The sequence below is a fragment of the Gordonia desulfuricans NBRC 100010 genome, from assembly GCF_001485495.1.
In the GTDB taxonomy this organism is placed as follows: domain Bacteria; phylum Actinomycetota; class Actinomycetes; order Mycobacteriales; family Mycobacteriaceae; genus Gordonia; species Gordonia desulfuricans.
The window spans coordinates 1-16,473 of the sequence record NZ_BCNF01000046.1 but is presented as its reverse complement, the minus strand read 5'-3'; the positions used below and the strand labels follow the sequence as shown (position 1 = coordinate 16,473).

General features: G+C 67.1%; 27 protein-coding genes. All 27 read right to left on the bottom strand.

Translation table 11 applies throughout. The features are described from left to right. Positions 1-388 precede the first annotated feature (388 nt). Positions 389-826: a hypothetical protein gene (locus GD1_RS08090; protein ID WP_059036641.1), complete on the bottom strand. Its 438-nt coding sequence runs from the start codon at positions 824-826 to the stop codon at positions 389-391. Then, the gene (locus GD1_RS08085) at positions 823-1,152 is read right to left on the bottom strand and encodes a hypothetical protein (protein ID WP_059036640.1); all 330 of its coding nucleotides are present in this window, start codon (positions 1,150-1,152) and stop codon (positions 823-825) included. Before GD1_RS08085 ends, GD1_RS08090 begins: the two co-directional genes overlap by 4 nt. A 78-nt stretch (positions 1,153-1,230) precedes the next feature. Next, on the bottom strand, positions 1,231-2,085 hold the full coding sequence (locus tag GD1_RS08080; protein ID WP_059036639.1) for a hypothetical protein: 855 nt from the start codon (positions 2,083-2,085) through the stop codon (positions 1,231-1,233). 79 nt (positions 2,086-2,164) lie between these two features. Further along, positions 2,165-2,545, bottom strand: a complete 381-nt coding sequence (locus GD1_RS08075) for a hypothetical protein (RefSeq protein ID WP_059036638.1) — start codon at positions 2,543-2,545, stop codon at positions 2,165-2,167. After that, on the bottom strand, positions 2,542-2,823 hold the full coding sequence (locus GD1_RS08070) for a hypothetical protein (RefSeq protein WP_059036637.1): 282 nt from the start codon (positions 2,821-2,823) through the stop codon (positions 2,542-2,544). Before GD1_RS08070 ends, GD1_RS08075 begins: the two co-directional genes overlap by 4 nt. Then, entirely contained in the window at positions 2,823-3,158 is a 336-nt protein-coding gene (locus tag GD1_RS08065) for a hypothetical protein (protein WP_157079407.1), read from the bottom strand. The genes GD1_RS08070 and GD1_RS08065 overlap by 1 nt, the downstream gene beginning before the upstream one ends. Next, positions 3,143-3,541 (bottom strand): Gp19/Gp15/Gp42 family protein, encoded by a 399-nt coding sequence (locus tag GD1_RS08060; RefSeq protein ID WP_083533962.1) that lies wholly within the window; start codon positions 3,539-3,541, stop codon positions 3,143-3,145. The genes GD1_RS08065 and GD1_RS08060 overlap by 16 nt, the downstream gene beginning before the upstream one ends. A gap of 14 nt (positions 3,542-3,555) precedes the next feature. Continuing rightward, entirely contained in the window at positions 3,556-3,894 is a 339-nt protein-coding gene (locus GD1_RS08055; protein WP_059036634.1) for a hypothetical protein, read from the bottom strand. Further along, a complete protein-coding gene (locus tag GD1_RS08050; protein ID WP_059036633.1) occupies positions 3,894-4,823 on the bottom strand; it encodes a phage major capsid protein in 930 nt (309 codons plus the stop codon). Before GD1_RS08050 ends, GD1_RS08055 begins: the two co-directional genes overlap by 1 nt. A gap of 31 nt (positions 4,824-4,854) precedes the next feature. Beyond that, positions 4,855-5,217: a capsid cement protein gene (locus GD1_RS08045; protein ID WP_059036632.1), complete on the bottom strand. Its 363-nt coding sequence runs from the start codon at positions 5,215-5,217 to the stop codon at positions 4,855-4,857. A 2-nt stretch (positions 5,218-5,219) separates the two neighbouring features. Next, on the bottom strand, positions 5,220-6,608 hold the full coding sequence (locus tag GD1_RS08040; protein WP_059036631.1) for a hypothetical protein: 1,389 nt from the start codon (positions 6,606-6,608) through the stop codon (positions 5,220-5,222). Continuing rightward, entirely contained in the window at positions 6,605-8,020 is a 1,416-nt protein-coding gene (locus tag GD1_RS08035) for a phage portal protein family protein (protein WP_059036630.1), read from the bottom strand. Before GD1_RS08035 ends, GD1_RS08040 begins: the two co-directional genes overlap by 4 nt. A 10-nt stretch (positions 8,021-8,030) precedes the next feature. Continuing rightward, entirely contained in the window at positions 8,031-9,584 is a 1,554-nt protein-coding gene (locus tag GD1_RS08030) for a terminase large subunit domain-containing protein (RefSeq protein ID WP_157079406.1), read from the bottom strand. Continuing rightward, entirely contained in the window at positions 9,574-9,903 is a 330-nt protein-coding gene (locus tag GD1_RS08025; RefSeq protein ID WP_244882588.1) for a hypothetical protein, read from the bottom strand. Before GD1_RS08025 ends, GD1_RS08030 begins: the two co-directional genes overlap by 11 nt. Before the next feature lie 148 nt (positions 9,904-10,051). Further along, entirely contained in the window at positions 10,052-10,246 is a 195-nt protein-coding gene (locus tag GD1_RS25660) for a hypothetical protein (protein WP_307190337.1), read from the bottom strand. A 216-nt stretch (positions 10,247-10,462) separates the two neighbouring features. Continuing rightward, positions 10,463-11,140, bottom strand: a complete 678-nt coding sequence (locus GD1_RS25410; RefSeq protein ID WP_244882585.1) for a hypothetical protein — start codon at positions 11,138-11,140, stop codon at positions 10,463-10,465. Then, positions 11,137-11,817: a hypothetical protein gene (locus GD1_RS08010; RefSeq protein ID WP_059036627.1), complete on the bottom strand. Its 681-nt coding sequence runs from the start codon at positions 11,815-11,817 to the stop codon at positions 11,137-11,139. Before GD1_RS08010 ends, GD1_RS25410 begins: the two co-directional genes overlap by 4 nt. 196 nt (positions 11,818-12,013) lie before the next feature. Then, positions 12,014-12,442: a dUTP diphosphatase gene (gene dut / locus GD1_RS08005; protein WP_059036626.1), complete on the bottom strand. Its 429-nt coding sequence runs from the start codon at positions 12,440-12,442 to the stop codon at positions 12,014-12,016. Next, positions 12,439-12,651, bottom strand: a complete 213-nt coding sequence (locus tag GD1_RS24645) for a hypothetical protein (protein ID WP_157079405.1) — start codon at positions 12,649-12,651, stop codon at positions 12,439-12,441. Before GD1_RS24645 ends, dut begins: the two co-directional genes overlap by 4 nt. Then, the gene (locus GD1_RS08000; RefSeq protein WP_059036625.1) at positions 12,648-13,061 is read right to left on the bottom strand and encodes a RusA family crossover junction endodeoxyribonuclease; all 414 of its coding nucleotides are present in this window, start codon (positions 13,059-13,061) and stop codon (positions 12,648-12,650) included. Before GD1_RS08000 ends, GD1_RS24645 begins: the two co-directional genes overlap by 4 nt. Further along, positions 13,058-13,564 carry a hypothetical protein gene (locus tag GD1_RS07995; RefSeq protein WP_059036624.1) on the bottom strand — a complete coding sequence of 169 codons (507 nt, stop codon included), beginning with the start codon at positions 13,562-13,564 and terminating at the stop codon, positions 13,058-13,060. The genes GD1_RS08000 and GD1_RS07995 overlap by 4 nt, the downstream gene beginning before the upstream one ends. Beyond that, the gene (locus GD1_RS24640; RefSeq protein WP_059036623.1) at positions 13,561-13,962 is read right to left on the bottom strand and encodes a hypothetical protein; all 402 of its coding nucleotides are present in this window, start codon (positions 13,960-13,962) and stop codon (positions 13,561-13,563) included. The genes GD1_RS07995 and GD1_RS24640 overlap by 4 nt, the downstream gene beginning before the upstream one ends. A 594-nt stretch (positions 13,963-14,556) precedes the next feature. Continuing rightward, positions 14,557-15,027, bottom strand: a complete 471-nt coding sequence (locus GD1_RS07985; protein ID WP_059036622.1) for an MmcB family DNA repair protein — start codon at positions 15,025-15,027, stop codon at positions 14,557-14,559. Then, positions 15,027-15,323: a hypothetical protein gene (locus tag GD1_RS07980; protein ID WP_059036621.1), complete on the bottom strand. Its 297-nt coding sequence runs from the start codon at positions 15,321-15,323 to the stop codon at positions 15,027-15,029. Before GD1_RS07980 ends, GD1_RS07985 begins: the two co-directional genes overlap by 1 nt. Further along, on the bottom strand, positions 15,323-15,550 hold the full coding sequence (locus tag GD1_RS07975) for a hypothetical protein (protein ID WP_059036620.1): 228 nt from the start codon (positions 15,548-15,550) through the stop codon (positions 15,323-15,325). Before GD1_RS07975 ends, GD1_RS07980 begins: the two co-directional genes overlap by 1 nt. A 196-nt stretch (positions 15,551-15,746) precedes the next feature. Further along, complete coding sequence (locus GD1_RS07965; RefSeq protein ID WP_157079404.1) at positions 15,747-16,178, bottom strand: hypothetical protein; 432 nt, start codon at positions 16,176-16,178, stop codon at positions 15,747-15,749. Further along, positions 16,171-16,473, bottom strand: a 303-nt coding sequence (locus tag GD1_RS24990) for a hypothetical protein (RefSeq protein WP_169798182.1), incomplete at its 5' end; no start/stop codon positions are given. The genes GD1_RS24990 and GD1_RS07965, both read right to left, overlap by 8 nt.

Sequence of the window (16,473 nt, the reverse complement as noted above, 5' to 3'; positions counted from 1 at the left end):
CGTCGACGGTCGTCACGGCGGGCTTTCGCCCTCGCGTAGGCCGCGCGCTTCGACTCGTTGCGCACGGCGTTGGATCGTTTGCGCTGTTCCGCGCGCCAGGGATGCATGTCGGGGGCCTTCTTGCCGACTCGCTTCTTCACGAGCTCGACCCACAGGTCCGACAGCAGATAGTGCTCAAGGGACCAGGGTTCGTGGCCGCCATTCTCCGAGAAAGCGAGCGCAGATTCCCTGGGTAGGAATCGGATTCGGACCCACACCATCCGCAGGGTGAGGTTGGGTCCATCCGGATTGAACGGCCTCCACAGGTCGGCCAGATCAAGGCCGTGGAAGCGTGAGAGGTCAGCCTCGATCTCGTCGCCCTTGAGCTCAAGGGCGACGAGGAGGCCGGTCAGTTTCCCATGGAGTCCATGCCGAGTTCGGCGGCCAGGCGATTGCCGAAGTCGTTGAGATCGTTGATCGTCGGGTTCAACTCCATGAACGCGTCCCACTGCTCCTCGCCGAGGACCGCCTCGATGGCGTCGATGTGCTCACCGCGGGTGAAGTGACGGGCGGCGCGGACCGGCCAGTCGCCCTGGTGCGCGGGCACTGCGAGTGTGATCGGGACGCCCTTGACGGCGACCTCGATGTCGAGGAACTCGATGCCGCCGGCCTCTCGGCGGCGTGCGTTGTCGCCAGACTGAGGCTTCTTCGGCTTCCGGTCCTGCGGTTCGGGTGCGCCGGCTGGGCGAGCCGCCCGCTTGACGGGCTTCTTCGCGGGCCGCTTCGCCACTCGCTTGGCGGCAGGCTTCGGAGCGTCCTCGAACTGGTCGAAGTCGTTGTCGTTCATGAGTGTGCAGCTCCCTTGGTGTTGAGGTCGCGCCAGACTTGGGGCGCAATCGCGGCGACGATGCGTGCCGCGTCAGAGATTCCGCGCTGTTCGAGCGCGGCGATGTGCTCGGAGATCCGGTCGGAGAACGCCTCGGCATCCTGAGCGGTGCGGGTGGACTCGGCCTCGACCGCAGCCTCCCGCCAGGTTTCGCGGACGATGTCGACGAGCCGTTTGTAGTGGCGGGGCGGGACCCGGGTCGCGCCGGGGTCGACGAGACCGAGTTCCCTTGCCGCTTCGAGCAGTTCGGCCTGCGAGGGAATCCTCTCGGGCGGTGGTGTTTGCATGAGGTGCCCCTGTGCAGCATGTGCAGCGCGGGTAGAACCTGCCGCCTGGTGGGCTGCACTCCACCAGGCGGCAGGGTCCTATGCGGCTGCGACGGTGACGCCGGGAGTGGTGCCGCCGGTGAGGCTGGCACCGTTCGCGGTGAGCACACCCTCGGTCGGGGCTGCGATGGTGTAGGCGCCGGCCGAGCCGCCGACGGTCCAATCGCTGGCGTCGTAACCGTCGTCGAGCGCGACGAGTGCCGACTTCACCGCACTCGGTGCGGCGTTGTAGGCGATGCCCGCGGTGGTCTTGCCCTTGTAGGTGAGGGTGAAGGTGCCGCCGGTCGGGGTGCCGGTGACCGTGGCGGTCCAGTTTCGGGTGGCCGCGCCGACGCCCTCGAATCCTTCGACGACGAAGAACACGTCGCCGTTGGGGTCGTTGGCGTGGTGCACGGTGAACTCGCGGGCCTCCTGCTCGCCCTCGACCATGCCGCCGTGCGCGGAGTTCTCGATCAGCGCGGGCTTGATGGTGATGAGGATGCGCACCCAGGTGCCGTCGGGGGTCTCGTCGCGCGAGACGTACACGGCATGCCGGTACTGGCTGCGCGGGGCGCCCCACTTACCGGACGTCGAGCCCGCCAGCGACAGGCTGCGGGTGACGTCGTTCTCCTCGTAGGCGTTGACGGTGGTGGTGACTGCGCCCTTCTTCGCCTTGCTGCGGTAGCGGGAATGCCCGAACCCGTCGTAGTGGGTGATCTCGATCTCCGGGGCGACACCGACGCCGGTGCTGGCGTCGATCAGGCCGAGGAAGTGGTCGTCGATGATCGCGTCGAGCTCATCGTTCACGCTCGCGGGGACCAGGTCCTCGATGTCGCCCACGACCGCGCTCGGCGGGATCAGGTACACCTCGGTCTCGTCCCAGATGTGGGAGGCATTCGGGTTGACGGTTGCCATGTTGTTCCCCTTTCCAAGGGCGAGATGCCCAGGCGGGCATGAAAAAAGCCCACCGAGGTCGGCGGGCCTGAAACTTGGGTCAGAGCGCGGCGGTGCGCAGGGTGATGAGCACGGTCGTGGAGGCGAAGAACGCCTTCGTCTTGTCGTCGCGGTCGTCGATGATCGACATCCCGGGGGCCACGTGGGCGATCCCGGGGACACGGCGACACAACAGCAGGCCCATCGCCTTGCCGGCGACCCTCACGGCCTCGGTGCGGCCCGCGGCGAATGCGGTGAGCCGCAATGTCGGCCGGGTCGCCACCGGCCAGGCCATCGGACCGCCGTCATTCGCGACGAGCAGGAACACCGGGTCGCTGGCCTTGTAGTCAGGCGGGATGTTCTGCCGCACCTCGACGCCCATCTCGGCGGCGAGGAACGGCTTCACGGCCGCGAGGACGTCCCGCGGCACCCACACGGTCACCGCTTCTTCACCTGCAGACCCAGTCGCGCTGCGGCGCGGGTGAATGCGCCGCGCTTGGCCTGCATACCGAGGCCGCCCGGATGGGCGATGACGACGTTCGCGCCCGCGCGGTCGAGGACGTAGGGGTAGACCTGCACTTCCATGTCGTCATCAACGATGTCGCGGACGCCGTCGGCGATCTGCTCGGCGGCCTCGCTGACGACTGCGGCGACCGCATCGCCCTGGAGGATCTTGCGGACGTCGCCACGGTTGAGGTCGAACTGACCACCCTTGGCCATCAGCCCTCACTCCATGTCGCGTTGACTACCAGCCCGCCGAGATCGTCGGACTGGCCTTCGAGGCCGGCGTCCCAGGCAGGCGTATATCCGTCGACGGTGTATGTCTCGCCGCGGATCTCGAGCTCCGCCCGTGCGCCGACGACGGTGCCGAGCGGGAAGATCACCTGGACCGTGGTGGTCAGTCCGTTGCGGATGAGCGTCTCGTTCTCGGTCCCGGCCACCGGTGCGACCAGGCAGCCCTCGATCTCAACCGAGGCCAACGGTCCGCCAACCGGGTTGTTGTCCTCGTCGACCACGCCCGGGTCGGGCGTGATGACCTTCACCACCTCAGGCATGACTCACCCCCGAACTTCCATGTCGGCTGGTCACCGGTGTTGAGACCCAGCGCCTTGCGGTGCTGGTCGGTCAGTCGGAGCCTGCCGAATTGGCCGGCGTCGAAGGTGGCCGACTGGTTGAACGGCCCCTTCGCCTCGGCGAAGGCGAGCTTGCCTCGATGGCTCGGGGCGATCGCCATCGCGTCGGCGACCATGTCGACCGACACCCACCGCGCCGCCTCGGCGAGGTTGGGGTCGGCGGCGATCCGTTCGTCGATGTCCGGCGCCTCCTGGCGGATGAACATCGCAGCGTAGCCAAGCAGTGTCGTCGCGCGGCCCTGCTCGGCGGTGGCCAGTGGCCGCCAATATGCAGCAAGATGCTCCGGCGTCGCGAAGTCGGCCACTGGTCACCCCCCCCTCAGTCGAACTCGGCGATGAGGTCGGCCTTCGTGCTGTCCTCGGCGAGCTGGCGGTCGATACCGTGCGACACGGCGTACTCGACCCATGCCTCCTTGGATCCCGATCGCGGCGGACGCTCCGGGCTTCCCGTGGCCTGCGGGTTGACGGAGGCCGGAACGTCCTCCGAGATCGGTTCGTCGTCGTCTACGTCGGTGACGGTGACCAGGCCCAGATGAGCCAGGCGGGCAGCTTCGGCCTCGGGGACCTCTACCGGCACGACCGACTGGTACTGGTACTGCACCAGCCCGTCGTCGTAGGTGACGAGGACAACCGGGGCCGTCACGATCACAGCGGTCATTAGGTCATCGCCCCCGTGATGGCGAACACGGCCTTCGGCTCGAGCACGATCGGCACGGTGACGCGGCGGGCGCGGATGCGCCACTGGTCGCGGTCGTCGTCACGGATGCTCTTGGCCTCCACGCCGACACCACCCTGCGATGAGTAGCCCGGTCCGCCGATCTTCTCGTCGGCCATGCCGCCGAGCTGGGCGGTATCGACCAGGTATGCGGTCTTCGCGGCCGGCAGATTCGGCGAGGCGAGGATGCGGACGCCGCCGATGACCGGGAAGTCGCCGGTGTACACCGGATTCGCCTTGTCCTCGCGGGCGCGGTAGGCGGCGACATCCTTGTCCGCCATGATCTTTGCCAGCATCAGATCGGTGACCACGAGAGTGTCGGGCTCGAAGCCGTCGTTCAGGGCGCGGATCTTGGCGACGCTGTCGAAGACATCCGACAGGATCTTCGCCGAGGAGCCATCCCAGACCGCGGCGGCGGCCGCACTGTTGGTGCCGTCGATGACCGAGGCGATCGCCGACAGGGCCAGCGAGTCGACGGTCTTCACCAGGTGGTTGACCTGCTTGGTCAGGGCCCGGTTGACCGGGTCCATGTTCTGCCGCGAGATCGACTCGTCGGTGACCAGCGAATCCTGGCCCCACTTCTCGGTCTTCGCCAGCTGCGGGGTGCCGTGGCTGTTGGTGGTGAGCGGGTACTCGGAGCCGGGAGCGACCGACTCGGGTGCCCGGTCGGAGAAGATGGTCTCCCCCTGCTCGTACAGCACGGCACCGCCGGACACCTGCAGGCGCGCGGTCAGCAGGGCGTCGGCGATGAACCGCTGCTCGGCCAGCTCACGGATGCGGCGCGACACCAGGGTCGGGCTGTTGAGGAACGTCGAGATGGTGACCTTGTCGCCCGAGATGGTCGGCGCGGCAGGCGGGTACGTGTAGGCCATGACAGCCCCTTTCTGGTTGGTGTGCAGCGCCTTAGCGGAAGAGCTTGACTCGGACTTTGTTGCTGGCGGCGGCGGACTCGGCGATGCCGATCGCCTGATCGAAGGTGCCGGACCCGATGGTCGCGACAGCTCCGGACGCCGCCGACACGACGAGTGCGCCCGCCGCGATCGCGCCCGATGCGGCGAGCTCGTAGACGCCGCCGGACGACACGGTCACCTTGGCGCCGTTGGCGGCGTCGAACAGTGCGACACCGTAGACCTTCGCCGAGGCCGCCGAGGTCGGAGCGACGGTGCGGGCGCCGGTGATCTCGACGACCTGGCCGGCGGTGACGGCAGCGCTGGCGGTGAACGTCTGGGCGGTGCCGGGCAGTGCGAGGGGGGAGAACTCGGCCATGATCAGGCCTCCTTACCGTGGAAGAGTGCTGCGTACAAGGCGTCGTCGGCGGACGCCTCGGAGGCGGCGATGCTGGTGCCCACCTCGGCGACCGGGATGACGTTTGCCTCGAGACCGTCGAGAACCGCGGCGGCGCCGGGGTCGGCCTTGAGCTGCTTGAGCCAGTGATCGCGGCGGCTCGCATGGATGGCGCCGTCGGCGATGCGGGCATCGACCCGGCGAGCGCGGTCCTCGTCCTCGAGGCGGGTCATTGCCTCGTCACCGCGCGCGGCCCGCACCTTGAGGTCCGCGAGTGCCGCGGCCTCGATGGTGGAGATGCCCGCCTTGGCGAGACGGGCGGCTACCGCGGCGGGCGCCTCCCCGTCGGCCGGAGCCTCGCTCTCGTCGGGTGCGGTGACCTTGTCGAGCAGCGCGGTGAAGAAGTCCTCGTCGGTTGTGTCCTCGGCGAGACCCAGGGCCTCGCGGAGCTGCGCGAGCTGGTCGTCGGTGAAAGCCATGGCGGTCTCTCCTTCCGCCTCCGCGGCCTTCACCGCGCGAGGGTAGATGTCTCGTGGACGCGACAGATCGGCCGAGTCCCAGGACTTGATGGATGTGCGATGCGAGGCAGCGACGTACTCGCGCTTCACCTCTTGCGGAGTGCCCCAGGCGACATCGCCGTCGGCGATGTCGAACGGGACGCGCCACAGCTTGCCCTCGCCCTCGTCATCGGCAGCGATGACCTCGGACGGGTTGAGGTAGATCTCCTCGATCCACCACCAGTTGTCTTTCGCGACCTCGTCGTAGAAGCTGCGCTGGACATCGGAGATGCTGACGTCGGGGCCGACGGCGGTATCGTCCGTCCCCTCCGGCGTCGAGCCGGTGTCGGTCTCGGCGGCCGAGACAGTCTTGGCACCAGTCATCGTGATTGTCACCGTCTTTCCGGTAGGTTCGGCCGCCGCCACCCCGTAGAGGCGCGCCACGTCCTGCAGAGATTCGAGTGTCCCGATCGCCGGAGACTCCACGCCGAGCAGCGCGACCGCGGTCAGCGCGAAGTCGTGGACATGGCCGGTCTGGTCGCGGTGCTTGTACGCGCCCTCGATCGACCGGTCCGGGTATGCCGACGCCATCACATCGGCGAGCCATGCGGGAACACCCTTGAAGTCGCCGAGCAGCGTTGAGCCATCGGAGGACACGCGCATGTTGTCGACCCAGCCGACCGCGGGCTCGCCGTCGAAACGAGTGTCGGTGTGTCCGAGCTTGAGCACCGGGCGCCGAACCGATGGCGAGGCGACCGCTGCAACGGCCGCCTGTAGGTCCTCCGGAGTGACCGTCCACTCGCCAGTGGACGCCGGCCACGTGCCGACCTTGATCAGCTCGACGTCCGGGATCGTCTTGAGAACAGGCGCGTTCACTCGTCCACCTCCACGTCGTCGGCGGCCGCGGCCACCGGTGGCGCCGGCAGCACGCCGGACTCGTAACCGTCGACGTCGGCGGACGGGTCCTGGCGTTGCACCGTCACCGGCAGGAGGCCGGTGTGCTCCATCGGGTCGAGGCCCACGAGATCGAGCGCCGCCTCCGGTGTGAAGCCGCTACGGATCAGCGTGCCCACCGTGAGCACCTTCGTCTGCACCTCGGTCGGCGTCGACGTCGGAGTCTCCGCACCGGTCGGCTTCGACGGCAGGCCAAGGCGATACCGAGTGTCGGTCTCGAGGGTGGCGTCCGGAGTGATCACGCCGGCGTTGATCAGCGCGGTCAGCGATCCGGCGTCGGCGACCTGGCGCGAGCCGATCTCCTCGAACACCAGGCGGGGCGCCGGTTCGTCAGCCCCGAAATTCAGGTCGACGATGTCCTCGACGATGTGCTTGTTTGCGACGTCGGCGACCCGCTCGGCCACGGTCTGCAACGTCATGGTGAAGAAGTCGGAGAACGCGGTGCCGAGAGCCCAAGATCCAGCAGCGCTCCCGAGGTTGAGAAAATGCGTCAGGGCCGCGCGGCCGATTGCTTCGTCGTGATACTGGATGACCGCGCCGATGTCGGGCAGTGCGCCCGAGACGCCCTTGAGCTCGAGCTTTGCCTCGAATGGCAGGGCTGCGCCAGACGAGTCTCCGGCGCGGTACTCGTTCGCCATCGCCTGCCCCTTGGACAGGTCGTCCTCTTCGGGCCCCCCGGTGTACACCGGGATGCCCATGCCGTTGCGCTCCATCGTCTGGGCCTGGACGCGCAGCAACTTATCCTTGATCAGCCAGTTCTTGTACGCGGGCCGCAGCATCGACTGACCGCGCCAGTCGCCGGGCGCGTTGCGGTAGCGATAGGCCACCAACTGGCGCACCGACATTCGGCAGCCCGACTGCCGAATGCCGATCAGCCCGCCATCGCGGGCCACCTCAATGTCGGTGATCGTGTTCTGTGGGCGCGGCGCCAGCTTCCGAAGGTGGTACCGGCCGTCCTCGAGGCGATACACCTGCTCGAAGAACGCGTGACCGTAGTCCAGCATCGACAGCGCCTGCTCCAGATGCTCGGACCACGAGAACCGGCCACGCGATCGGGGCACCGAATCGTCGTCGGTCCCCTCCACCGGCAGGCCGAGATCGCCAGCAACCAGGGCCACCACCTCGGGCCGGGCGCCCGCGGGCTTGATCCGCCACCGCGTGCGCATCACCGGCAGTTTCACCGCCTGCATGATTGCGATCACCTGCGAATCGGTGCGCGACATCCGCTCGTACACAGCGAGATCGAGCCCGTGCTGCAGCTCCGGGATCTCGTTGAAGTTGAAAGTGCCCAGCAGGGTGTCGACGACATACCCGCGGTCGTACGTTGCCGTCATCACCCTCCTGTCAGAACCCGGCCGAGAGCAGGCCGGATGTTTCGTTGCGTGCGGTAGACCCGGACGGGACATGCACCGGGCTCGCCGATGCTCGCTTCTTGACGTCGAACGTGCGGAGCGCCCAGTGCGCCAACGCGATCGCGATGATCACCGCCGCAAGGTCACTCTTCATCCGGTCAGCGGCCCAGCCGCCGCCCTGGAACACCCGCTTGTGCGCGGTCTCGATGGCCTCGATGATCAGCGGGTCGCCCGAATGGGTGACCGTGCCGGCCTCGATCGCATCTTCGAGCCCGCCGAACGCCTGCGCCAGCTTCTGCGCGTTCGCCGATTCCGGCTCGATCCCGCGAGTCCGCAGCTCCGGCAGCATCGAGGCCGCCGGCGAGTACGACTCGATGACCAGAGCGACCGGGTCCCAACGGCCGATCAGCCCAATCGCCGCATTCAGCACCCGCGGACCAGGTTTCGCCACCAGTCCCAGCTCGAGGTGGATCTTCCCGCCTGTCCGCACCGCACCCGCGATGTACGCATGCGACCGATCCGGCGTCATCTCGATGACAATCGCCGAGTGGCCCGGCTTCGGGAGCTCGGTGACCTGCTGCGCCTTCCATGCGTCCAGGTCGAAGATGGGGTCGAGTTCGTCGACCTCGTCGGTGGACGGCCAGTCGCCCCATCCCAGGATCTCGACGTCGAAGGACTTGCGGCCCGCCGCGGTCGAGAAGCCGCGCATCAGCTTCCGCACCTTGGTCGCGTTCTGGATCACCCCATACGACGGGTTCGCCGCCGCCCAGGCCTCCTCCGAGTCGCGATCCATGCCCGGCGGGGCACAGAACTCGGCGAAGTACAGGTCGATCTCGCCGGCCAGACCGCGTTCGCGGATCGACGCCAGCACCAGGCCGTCCTTGTGGATGTCCTGATTGACCGCCGACGACGTGTAGATCGTCTGCGGATCGGCCGCGGCGAGCTGCGCCGGCGACAACGCCGACATCTCACCGTCAGTCAGGCTGTACGCCTCGTCGTAGATGACCAGATCGATCTTCGTCAGACCGCGACCGGCGTCCGCCGAGCGGGTCGTGAACACCACCTGGCCGCCCGTGGACAGCTTGATCACGCCGCGGCCCTGCGAGCAGGTCTTCTTCGAGACCAGTCGCCGGAACGACGCCGACCGCTCGATCAGCGTGATGGTCCGCAGGTAGATGTCCTCGGCCGTCGTCCACCGCTGGGCGGTGAAGATGACCGTCTCGTCGAGCTTCAGGATGCCGAACAGGATCCGGACGATCAGAACCTCGGACTTACCGTTCTGCCGAGGGCACACGATCACCGCATCCGGGTGCGTCCACGTCCCGTCCGGGCGCCGAGACATCACATCCCGGATGCAATCGCGCTGCCACGGGAACGGACGCGACCGCAGACGGCGCGCCAGCTCGATCGCCCGATCCCCGTCGGTGTGGTCCCCGTCGAACACCGACAGATGCTGCGGCGTCTGCCGGCCCGTCAGGCCCGGGAACTCCCGCGAGATCAGATCCTCGAACTCGCCGTCGATGTCGACCGAGGTGTCAGATGCCATCGAGGTCATCCGACCCTTGCTCATCCCCTCCGCGACGCCTGTCGATCTCCACCAGCAACTGGCGGAACACCGTCGCCAACTGGCGAGCCTCCTGCGGCGCCGCATCCATGCGGATCTCCAGCACCTCCGCGTTGCCGCGACTCGGCACCAGGTGCATCCACACGTTGTCGTCGCCGGCCATCAGCGCGTGCAGCCGATCGAGGCGGTCCTTCGCCCGCGCAGCCTCGGTGATCAGCGCCGTCAGGCTCGCCGGATCGCCGTCCTGCGACAGCGAGTCGTACAGCGCCTGTCCGCCGGCACCGATCAGAGGGATCGTCACGATGCCTCCTTGGCGGGTCGGGGCTCAGCAGCCCGGGCGTCTCGCACGTGAGTCCCGGCCGCCCGTAAAAAACGCCTGACTGGCCGACCGGAGGGTCAGGGTGACCCCCCTCCGATGATTGGAGGGGGGTGGGGGTCTGAGGTGGTCTCTACCAGGGCAGGAGGAGCCATTGGGCGCGGTCGTCGCGCTCGGTGGGGGTGCCGGTCAGGGCCGGCCTCAGGTGGTCTCTGTCGCCGTTGCCGCGTGCTCGGTTGCAGGGAGCGTGGAGCAGGCGGTCGGCCTTGGTGCCGCCTTTGTCGCGGGGGTTGCTGTGGTCGGCGTCGAGGGCTTGGGTGCGGTGCATGGGCTCTCCGCACCACCAGCAGGGCGTGCCGTCGACGTGGTTGCGCAGGAGTCGTTCTCGGTCGCGTTGGTGTCGCCATCCGAGTCCGCGTTGCGTGGTGGTCTTGCGTGGTGGCACTGGCGCGTCCCTCGGTCCGGAAACGACTGAGCGACCGAGCCCTTGCGGGGTCATCGGTCGCTCAGGCGCAAGCCTAGCACTGACCCCTGACGTAAGGGGTCAGCCTGCCCGTCTGCGGCGGGCGTGTCGATGGTGGGCGTCGAGGACATCGCCCAGGCAGTAGAACTTCGTGCCACTGTCGGGGTCCTCGCGGTCGGGGGTGATGAGGTCTCGGCTGATCAGTGTGCGCAGCCGACGTTCGTTGAGCCCCTGGCCGAGGTCTCCGAGCCGGCGTGCCACGACATCGATCGTCGAGAGTGTCACCCACTGCCGGTTGGCCGCCTGCACCCGGGCTTCGTCGATCCGGGTGTAGTCGTCGGGTGGCAGGTCGATGACGGCCAGGACGCGCTGACCCCACGCCTCGATGTCGCCCGCCCAGTCGGTGCATCCCTCGGTCATGGCGAAGGTGATGATGTTGGCGCGCAACCATCGGCACATGCCGACCATTGACCTACATCCGGCGGGGATGGCGAGTGCTCTGGTCTCGCACACATGGCGGATGGCGGTGGTGAGTGTGGCGCTCAGTCCGTCGGCGACGTGCTGGGCGCCTTCGTCACCGGGTGCTCGGCCGTCGAGTTTCTTGCGCCGGCGGTACGCGGTGGTGTCGGGGCGGGTGGGTCGGGACTGTCGGGTGATGGCGTCGGCGAGGTCGTCGAGGTGTTGCTCGATGGTGAGCAGCGTTGCGCACAGCCGCTTCTGTCCGTGGCGGTCGAGGAAGAGTCCACTGCGGTCGGTCATCGCCGTCTCCGTCCGTCGGCGCGGGCTGTCCACATGGGTGGGGTGGTGGATGGTCGTGGGAGGGCACGCTGTTGCGGGGTGTCGGGCCCGGGATCGGCGGCATCCACGGAGACGTCGTCGGCGAGGTCTCGGAGCAGAACGACATCCCGATCAATCGCCACCGCGCCGTGCCGGAATCGGGGTTGCCGCTCCGGCGCCCCGATGATCTGTTCGAGGCTGCGGAATGCGTCGCCGATCTGGTTGAACGCCCACCGGATCGGGTCTCTGGCAGCAGTGACCGCTTCCGTCATCCTTTCCCACCCTTCCCACGCCTCGCGGTACTGCGCTACGGCTTCTGAGCCGGGCGTGATATTGAAGTCGATGATCGTGCCGCGGCTCGTCCGCAACGCGTGCGCCTTCATCTGGTCGCGTGTGGTTGGTCGTCGCGGTCCGATGAATGTCGACCCAGGACACAGCAGTTCGGAGTCGTCCTCTTCCGCCCGGTACTCGGCCAACTCCCGGTCGACGCTGTAGCCGACCGCGGCGACCATGCGTAGATACTCGATCCGGCTGGTCAACGGCATGCCATGCCAGTCCCGGCCACAGTGCCAACACCGCGGCTGGTTCACGTTGTGGTCATACCCGGACGACTCTTGTGCGAGTTGCTCATCGACGAGGCGATCGATGTCGTCGAGCACACGATCCTCGGGGTTGATCATTGGGCACCTGCCTGTACCCAGTCGGAGATGTGCCGTTCGACCACTTCCCACGGCGATGTGCTGACCTGAGTGACACGGTCGGCCTCGTCTTGTGCTTGCTCCCGTGTACTGAACGTTCCTCCGCCGGCCTGACCGAGGACTCGCCCCGACTTCGTGTGCCGGATTGCGTACTCGATCATCGGGCACCTGTGCTTCCGAATCCGTTGGCACCGCGCGGACTTGACCGGACGATCTCGCCCCGCGTGAAGGTGACGATCTCGACGCGGGACACGATGAGTTGCGCGATCCGATCACCAGCATCGACCTGGTAGTCATAGCCGCCCGCGTTGTGCAGGATCACCTTCAGCTCGCCGGTGTAACCGCAGTCGATCACCCCAGGAGCGTTCAGCACGAACACGGAATGCCGCGCGGCGAGACCGGATCTGGAGTGGATGAATCCCGCGTATCCGGGTGGGATGTCGACGTGCACACCGGTTCCGACGAGCACTGTCCTCCCCCTGTGGATGACTGCCGCATGGCTGGCGTGGAGGTCGGCTCCTGCGTCCCAGCCGTGCGCGCGGGATGGCATGCGGCCGCCGTTGTCGAGTTCGGTCGTGATGTTCATGCGTGGTCCTCCTCGTCGCCCTCGAATGGCGCCTCTGGGTCGATGATGGTGCCCGTGAAGTCGACGTGGATGCCGTCGACCACGAGATACCCGGTGACCCGACTTCCTGGTTCGCCGCCGTCCACGAACGCAATGACGGGAACCTCGCAGCACCAGTGCATTACGCGATGGATTGGGCGCCAAGACGCAATCCGATTGAGGATGTTCACTGGTGGTCTCCTTCGCGCTGGTATCGGTCGGCGAGCTCGAGGTCGGCGGTGTCGGCTGGGGTGATGTGCAGTTCGATGCGCGGTGAGGTGCTGGGCCCAGGGATGACCCGGCATCGTGTCTCGACGACGTGCGCCGGGTTGTCGTCGGGCCAGAGTCCTGCGTCTACGAGTCCGTCGATGCTGGCCTTGATGAGCAGGTCGAGGCTGCTGGTGTCGCGGCGGCGGCGGTCGGGGGCGTGCCAGATGGCAGTGACCACCGAGGGTTCCTGTGGTCCGACCTTGGCCAGCCTCGCCTGGATGGCGGCCATCTCCCGCATCTGCTTGATGATGCGTGCCTTCCGCGCCCAGTGGGGGCGCTCGTTGGGTCGCAGGGGTGGCCGACTGAACGGCAGGGTGATGACGACGGTCACGCTGCACCTCGCGGTGTCTTGAGCCGTGCGACGCACGGGATCTTGCGGTCGCCACCGGTGGCGAGGTTGACGCACCCCTCGTTCGGCTGGGCGTCGCACGTCGGGCAGATGCGGCTGATTGCCCCGTGTTCCTCGTATGCGTCCCAGATGGGCTCTCCATCCACGTTGGCGATCGGTAGGCCGCCCAGCTGTCGATCAGGGGGCACTACGGCGGTCGGCAATGCGGACACGGCTTCGGCTTTCTCGCGTTCGGCTCGCTCGGCTCGGATCTTGCGGGCCTCGGCGATGACATCCCCCGGCTTGGGAGTGTCGGCTCCGGCGCGCTGGTAGTGCGCTGTGACGGCTGCGATGGCGTCGGCCTGCTCGATCCCGTACGTGGCGAGGGCTTCGGCCCAGGCGAGGATGCGGGCCCGGTCGGCGGTGACGCGGTCGTCGAAGATCTCGGCCCTGGAGAGGGCCGCTCCTGCGGCCTTGATCGCCCAGTCTGGCGGGTTGGTGGTCATGCGATCTCCTGGGTGAACTCGGCGATGAGTTGGTCGGCGATGGTGAGGGTGTCGGCGGCGCGCTGGGTGGCCTTGGTCTGCGCGCCGTCGGGTCTTCTGGCCGCCTTGGCGACGAAGGTGGGGATCTGCGACGGGTAGAGCCGGTCGGATGCGTGCCAGCGCTTGATGCCGTCGGCGATCTGTCGGGCATCGATGCCGTCGGCGATCAGCGGGTCAACCTCCTGGGCGATCTCGATGAGCGTCTGCTGAGGGATTCCCCCGCCGGCCCATTGGCCGAACGCTCGGGCGAACTCGTCGGCCTGAGAGCTGCGGGCGGTGGAGTTGAGCTCGGCGAGACGTTTGCTCGCTCGGGAGGTGCCGCGTGACGGATCTTGGGCGCGCACGATTTCCGCGCTCACGCGCGCTGGTGAGGGAACGTCAGAAACTGCGGGAGGAGATCCCTGTTCCCCTGTTCCCCTGTTCCCCTGTTCCCCTGTTCCAGGCGCGACACTCTCGCGAGGGCTCGCGACACTCTCGCGAATTTCTGACGACTTGTAATCGATTGTGCCGTCTGGCCTGGGCAAACGTCCCTTTCCTGGTCGGTCGATGCGCTGGATTGATTCCCACCAGGAGATGTAGATCAGACGATCGCCTTCGGCCTCGTACCGCCACACCAATCCGGCTTGGTGGAGAAGGGAAATAGCTTCAGACACCCTCGCGACAGTCTCGCGAGGGTTCGCGAGCATGTCGCGAGAGAACACGTCGCCGACGATCAATGCGATATCATCGCGGCCCACCCCGTTGTCATCCACATAGGATTCGAGCCCCTTGAGCACGAGTCTGGCATCCCATGGGACGGACGCTATTCGGGCCGATCTCCAAAACTCGGGCTTCGTTGACCTGATGCGCATTTCACTCCTCTCTTCTCGTTGCCAAACACACCGCACACACGCGCCCCCACGCGTTGATCACACGCCCACATCGGATGCACCGCGGGAAGTCGCCGACACCCATCACGCACCGCCTTGTGCTGCTCTGTAGGCCAGTCGTTGGACAACGGTCTGCGGTAGCGGGTCTGGCACTTTCGAGATGACGGCTCTTGTTGCGACGGTGACTATCCCGTGGTCGTCAACGCGCCACAGCCCACAACCGGCGGGGGCCTGCACGTTGAGGTCGTGCGGGACCGCGTAGACGAATCGGTGACAGACCCTCATCCACGCTCGCCTCTTCCAGTACGTGTCGCGATTGAAGTCGGCGCGAGACACCTTGATCTCGATGGCCGTGCGGATGAGTGACTCGAACATGAGGGCGTCGATCCTCCGATTGAGCTTGTGGCCCTCCGGTGTCCCGGTCCCGGACATGAACAGGTGGTCTGTCGGTTCGTTGGTGTCGGGCAGGTCGAAGTCCTCGATGGTGATCTCGGGGACGATCGCGGCTGTGTGGTGGTGGCGTCGGAGCGACTTGAGGATGAACTCTGCGTCCATCACGCACCACCGCCGAACAGCGTTGCCTCGCTGTGTGCCTGCTCCCATGCGTTGATGAGTGCCTGCTGGTTGGCGAGGTGCACGATGTGGCGGACCGCTCCGGGCCCGCAGTGTCGTCGGGCCATGGCGGTGTAGGTGCCGCCGTGCGCGGCTTGCGCCCACATGTCGCAGCAGTAGTGCAGGATTGTGGCGGCCGCAAGGATCGTGTCGGCCTGCATCGCCTGCCGATGCCGCTTCTTCGCCCCGGAGATCCCGAAGTCGGATCGGCCGAGCGCGAACAACTCCCAGTCAGCCATCACGCCACTCCGAGCATGTATTGCCCTGTGCTCTCGTCGATGTCGTGTCGTCGGCGCAGGATGATGTCAGCGGTCGTCGACGTGCCGCCGGTGACGACCCACTTGCCTGATGGGGCGCGATGTCGGGTGGTGTGCAGGGCCAGACCTGACGCGGTGTAGCCGTCGATGGACAGCAGCTCGCCGCGGAACCAGGAGATGCGAGCCTCGATGTCGTCGTTGGCGACCACAGCTAACCGCCGATCCAGGATGCGGGGGATGGCACGGTATCCAGGATCATCTGGGCCTGCGTCTCCGAGATTGGCGGCAAATCAGGATCCGCGGCGAGGACTCGGGACACGCACTCAGCCAACGGCAACTCGTCCCACTCCTCCTCTTCCTCCTCCGACAACACCTGCACCGACACCAAACCGGCCGACCGATGGATCACGACTGCACCTCCCGGAAGTCGCCCGACACCAGCGCGTTGAGCAGAACGGACAGCTTGCGATCGAGTTCATGGTGCACCGACTTGCCAAGTGGCACTGGCTCAAACACGACATCAGCCGCATTGATCACCCGCCGTGCTCTCGCCTGCCAGTCGGCCATCGCTGCTACCTCGCCGACGTGGCCTGCCACGGTCGCCTCCAGCCGCTTCACCTCATCGCGAAGGGCGGCCACGAGTTCCGGTGCGGCGGCGATGAACTCGGCAGTGTGTGACTCGGCAACGGCAATACCGTCGCTGACGGCAAACAATGGGTGCTCGCCGTCGAGCACGGTGCCAACGCAATCAGGCTCACCATTCGGCCACGCGTAGCGCCATTCGATCCCGCCGAGTTCCGCCAGTAGCTCGTCCGCACGATCCGTTGAGTCAGACATCCGCCACCGCCGCGTGGAAACTGTTGGCGCGCAAACGAAGCAGCGGCACCAGCGCCTCATATTCGGCCGTCCACCGCTCATCCCAGCCCTCACGGTCCGACCGTCGCCGCTCAACCTCAGCCATGAGTCCGTCGATGGTGCCGTCCTGCCAGCACCCGACGTGCAGGGCATGGCCGTCGACAGTGCGGTGCAGGGTGACAGTGACACCCTCGGAGCCGATTGGGCCGATGGTGAGGACGTGTTGCGGCGCAAGGATTTCCGCGTTGTCCCCCACGTTGGCGTTGCCCCCCACGTT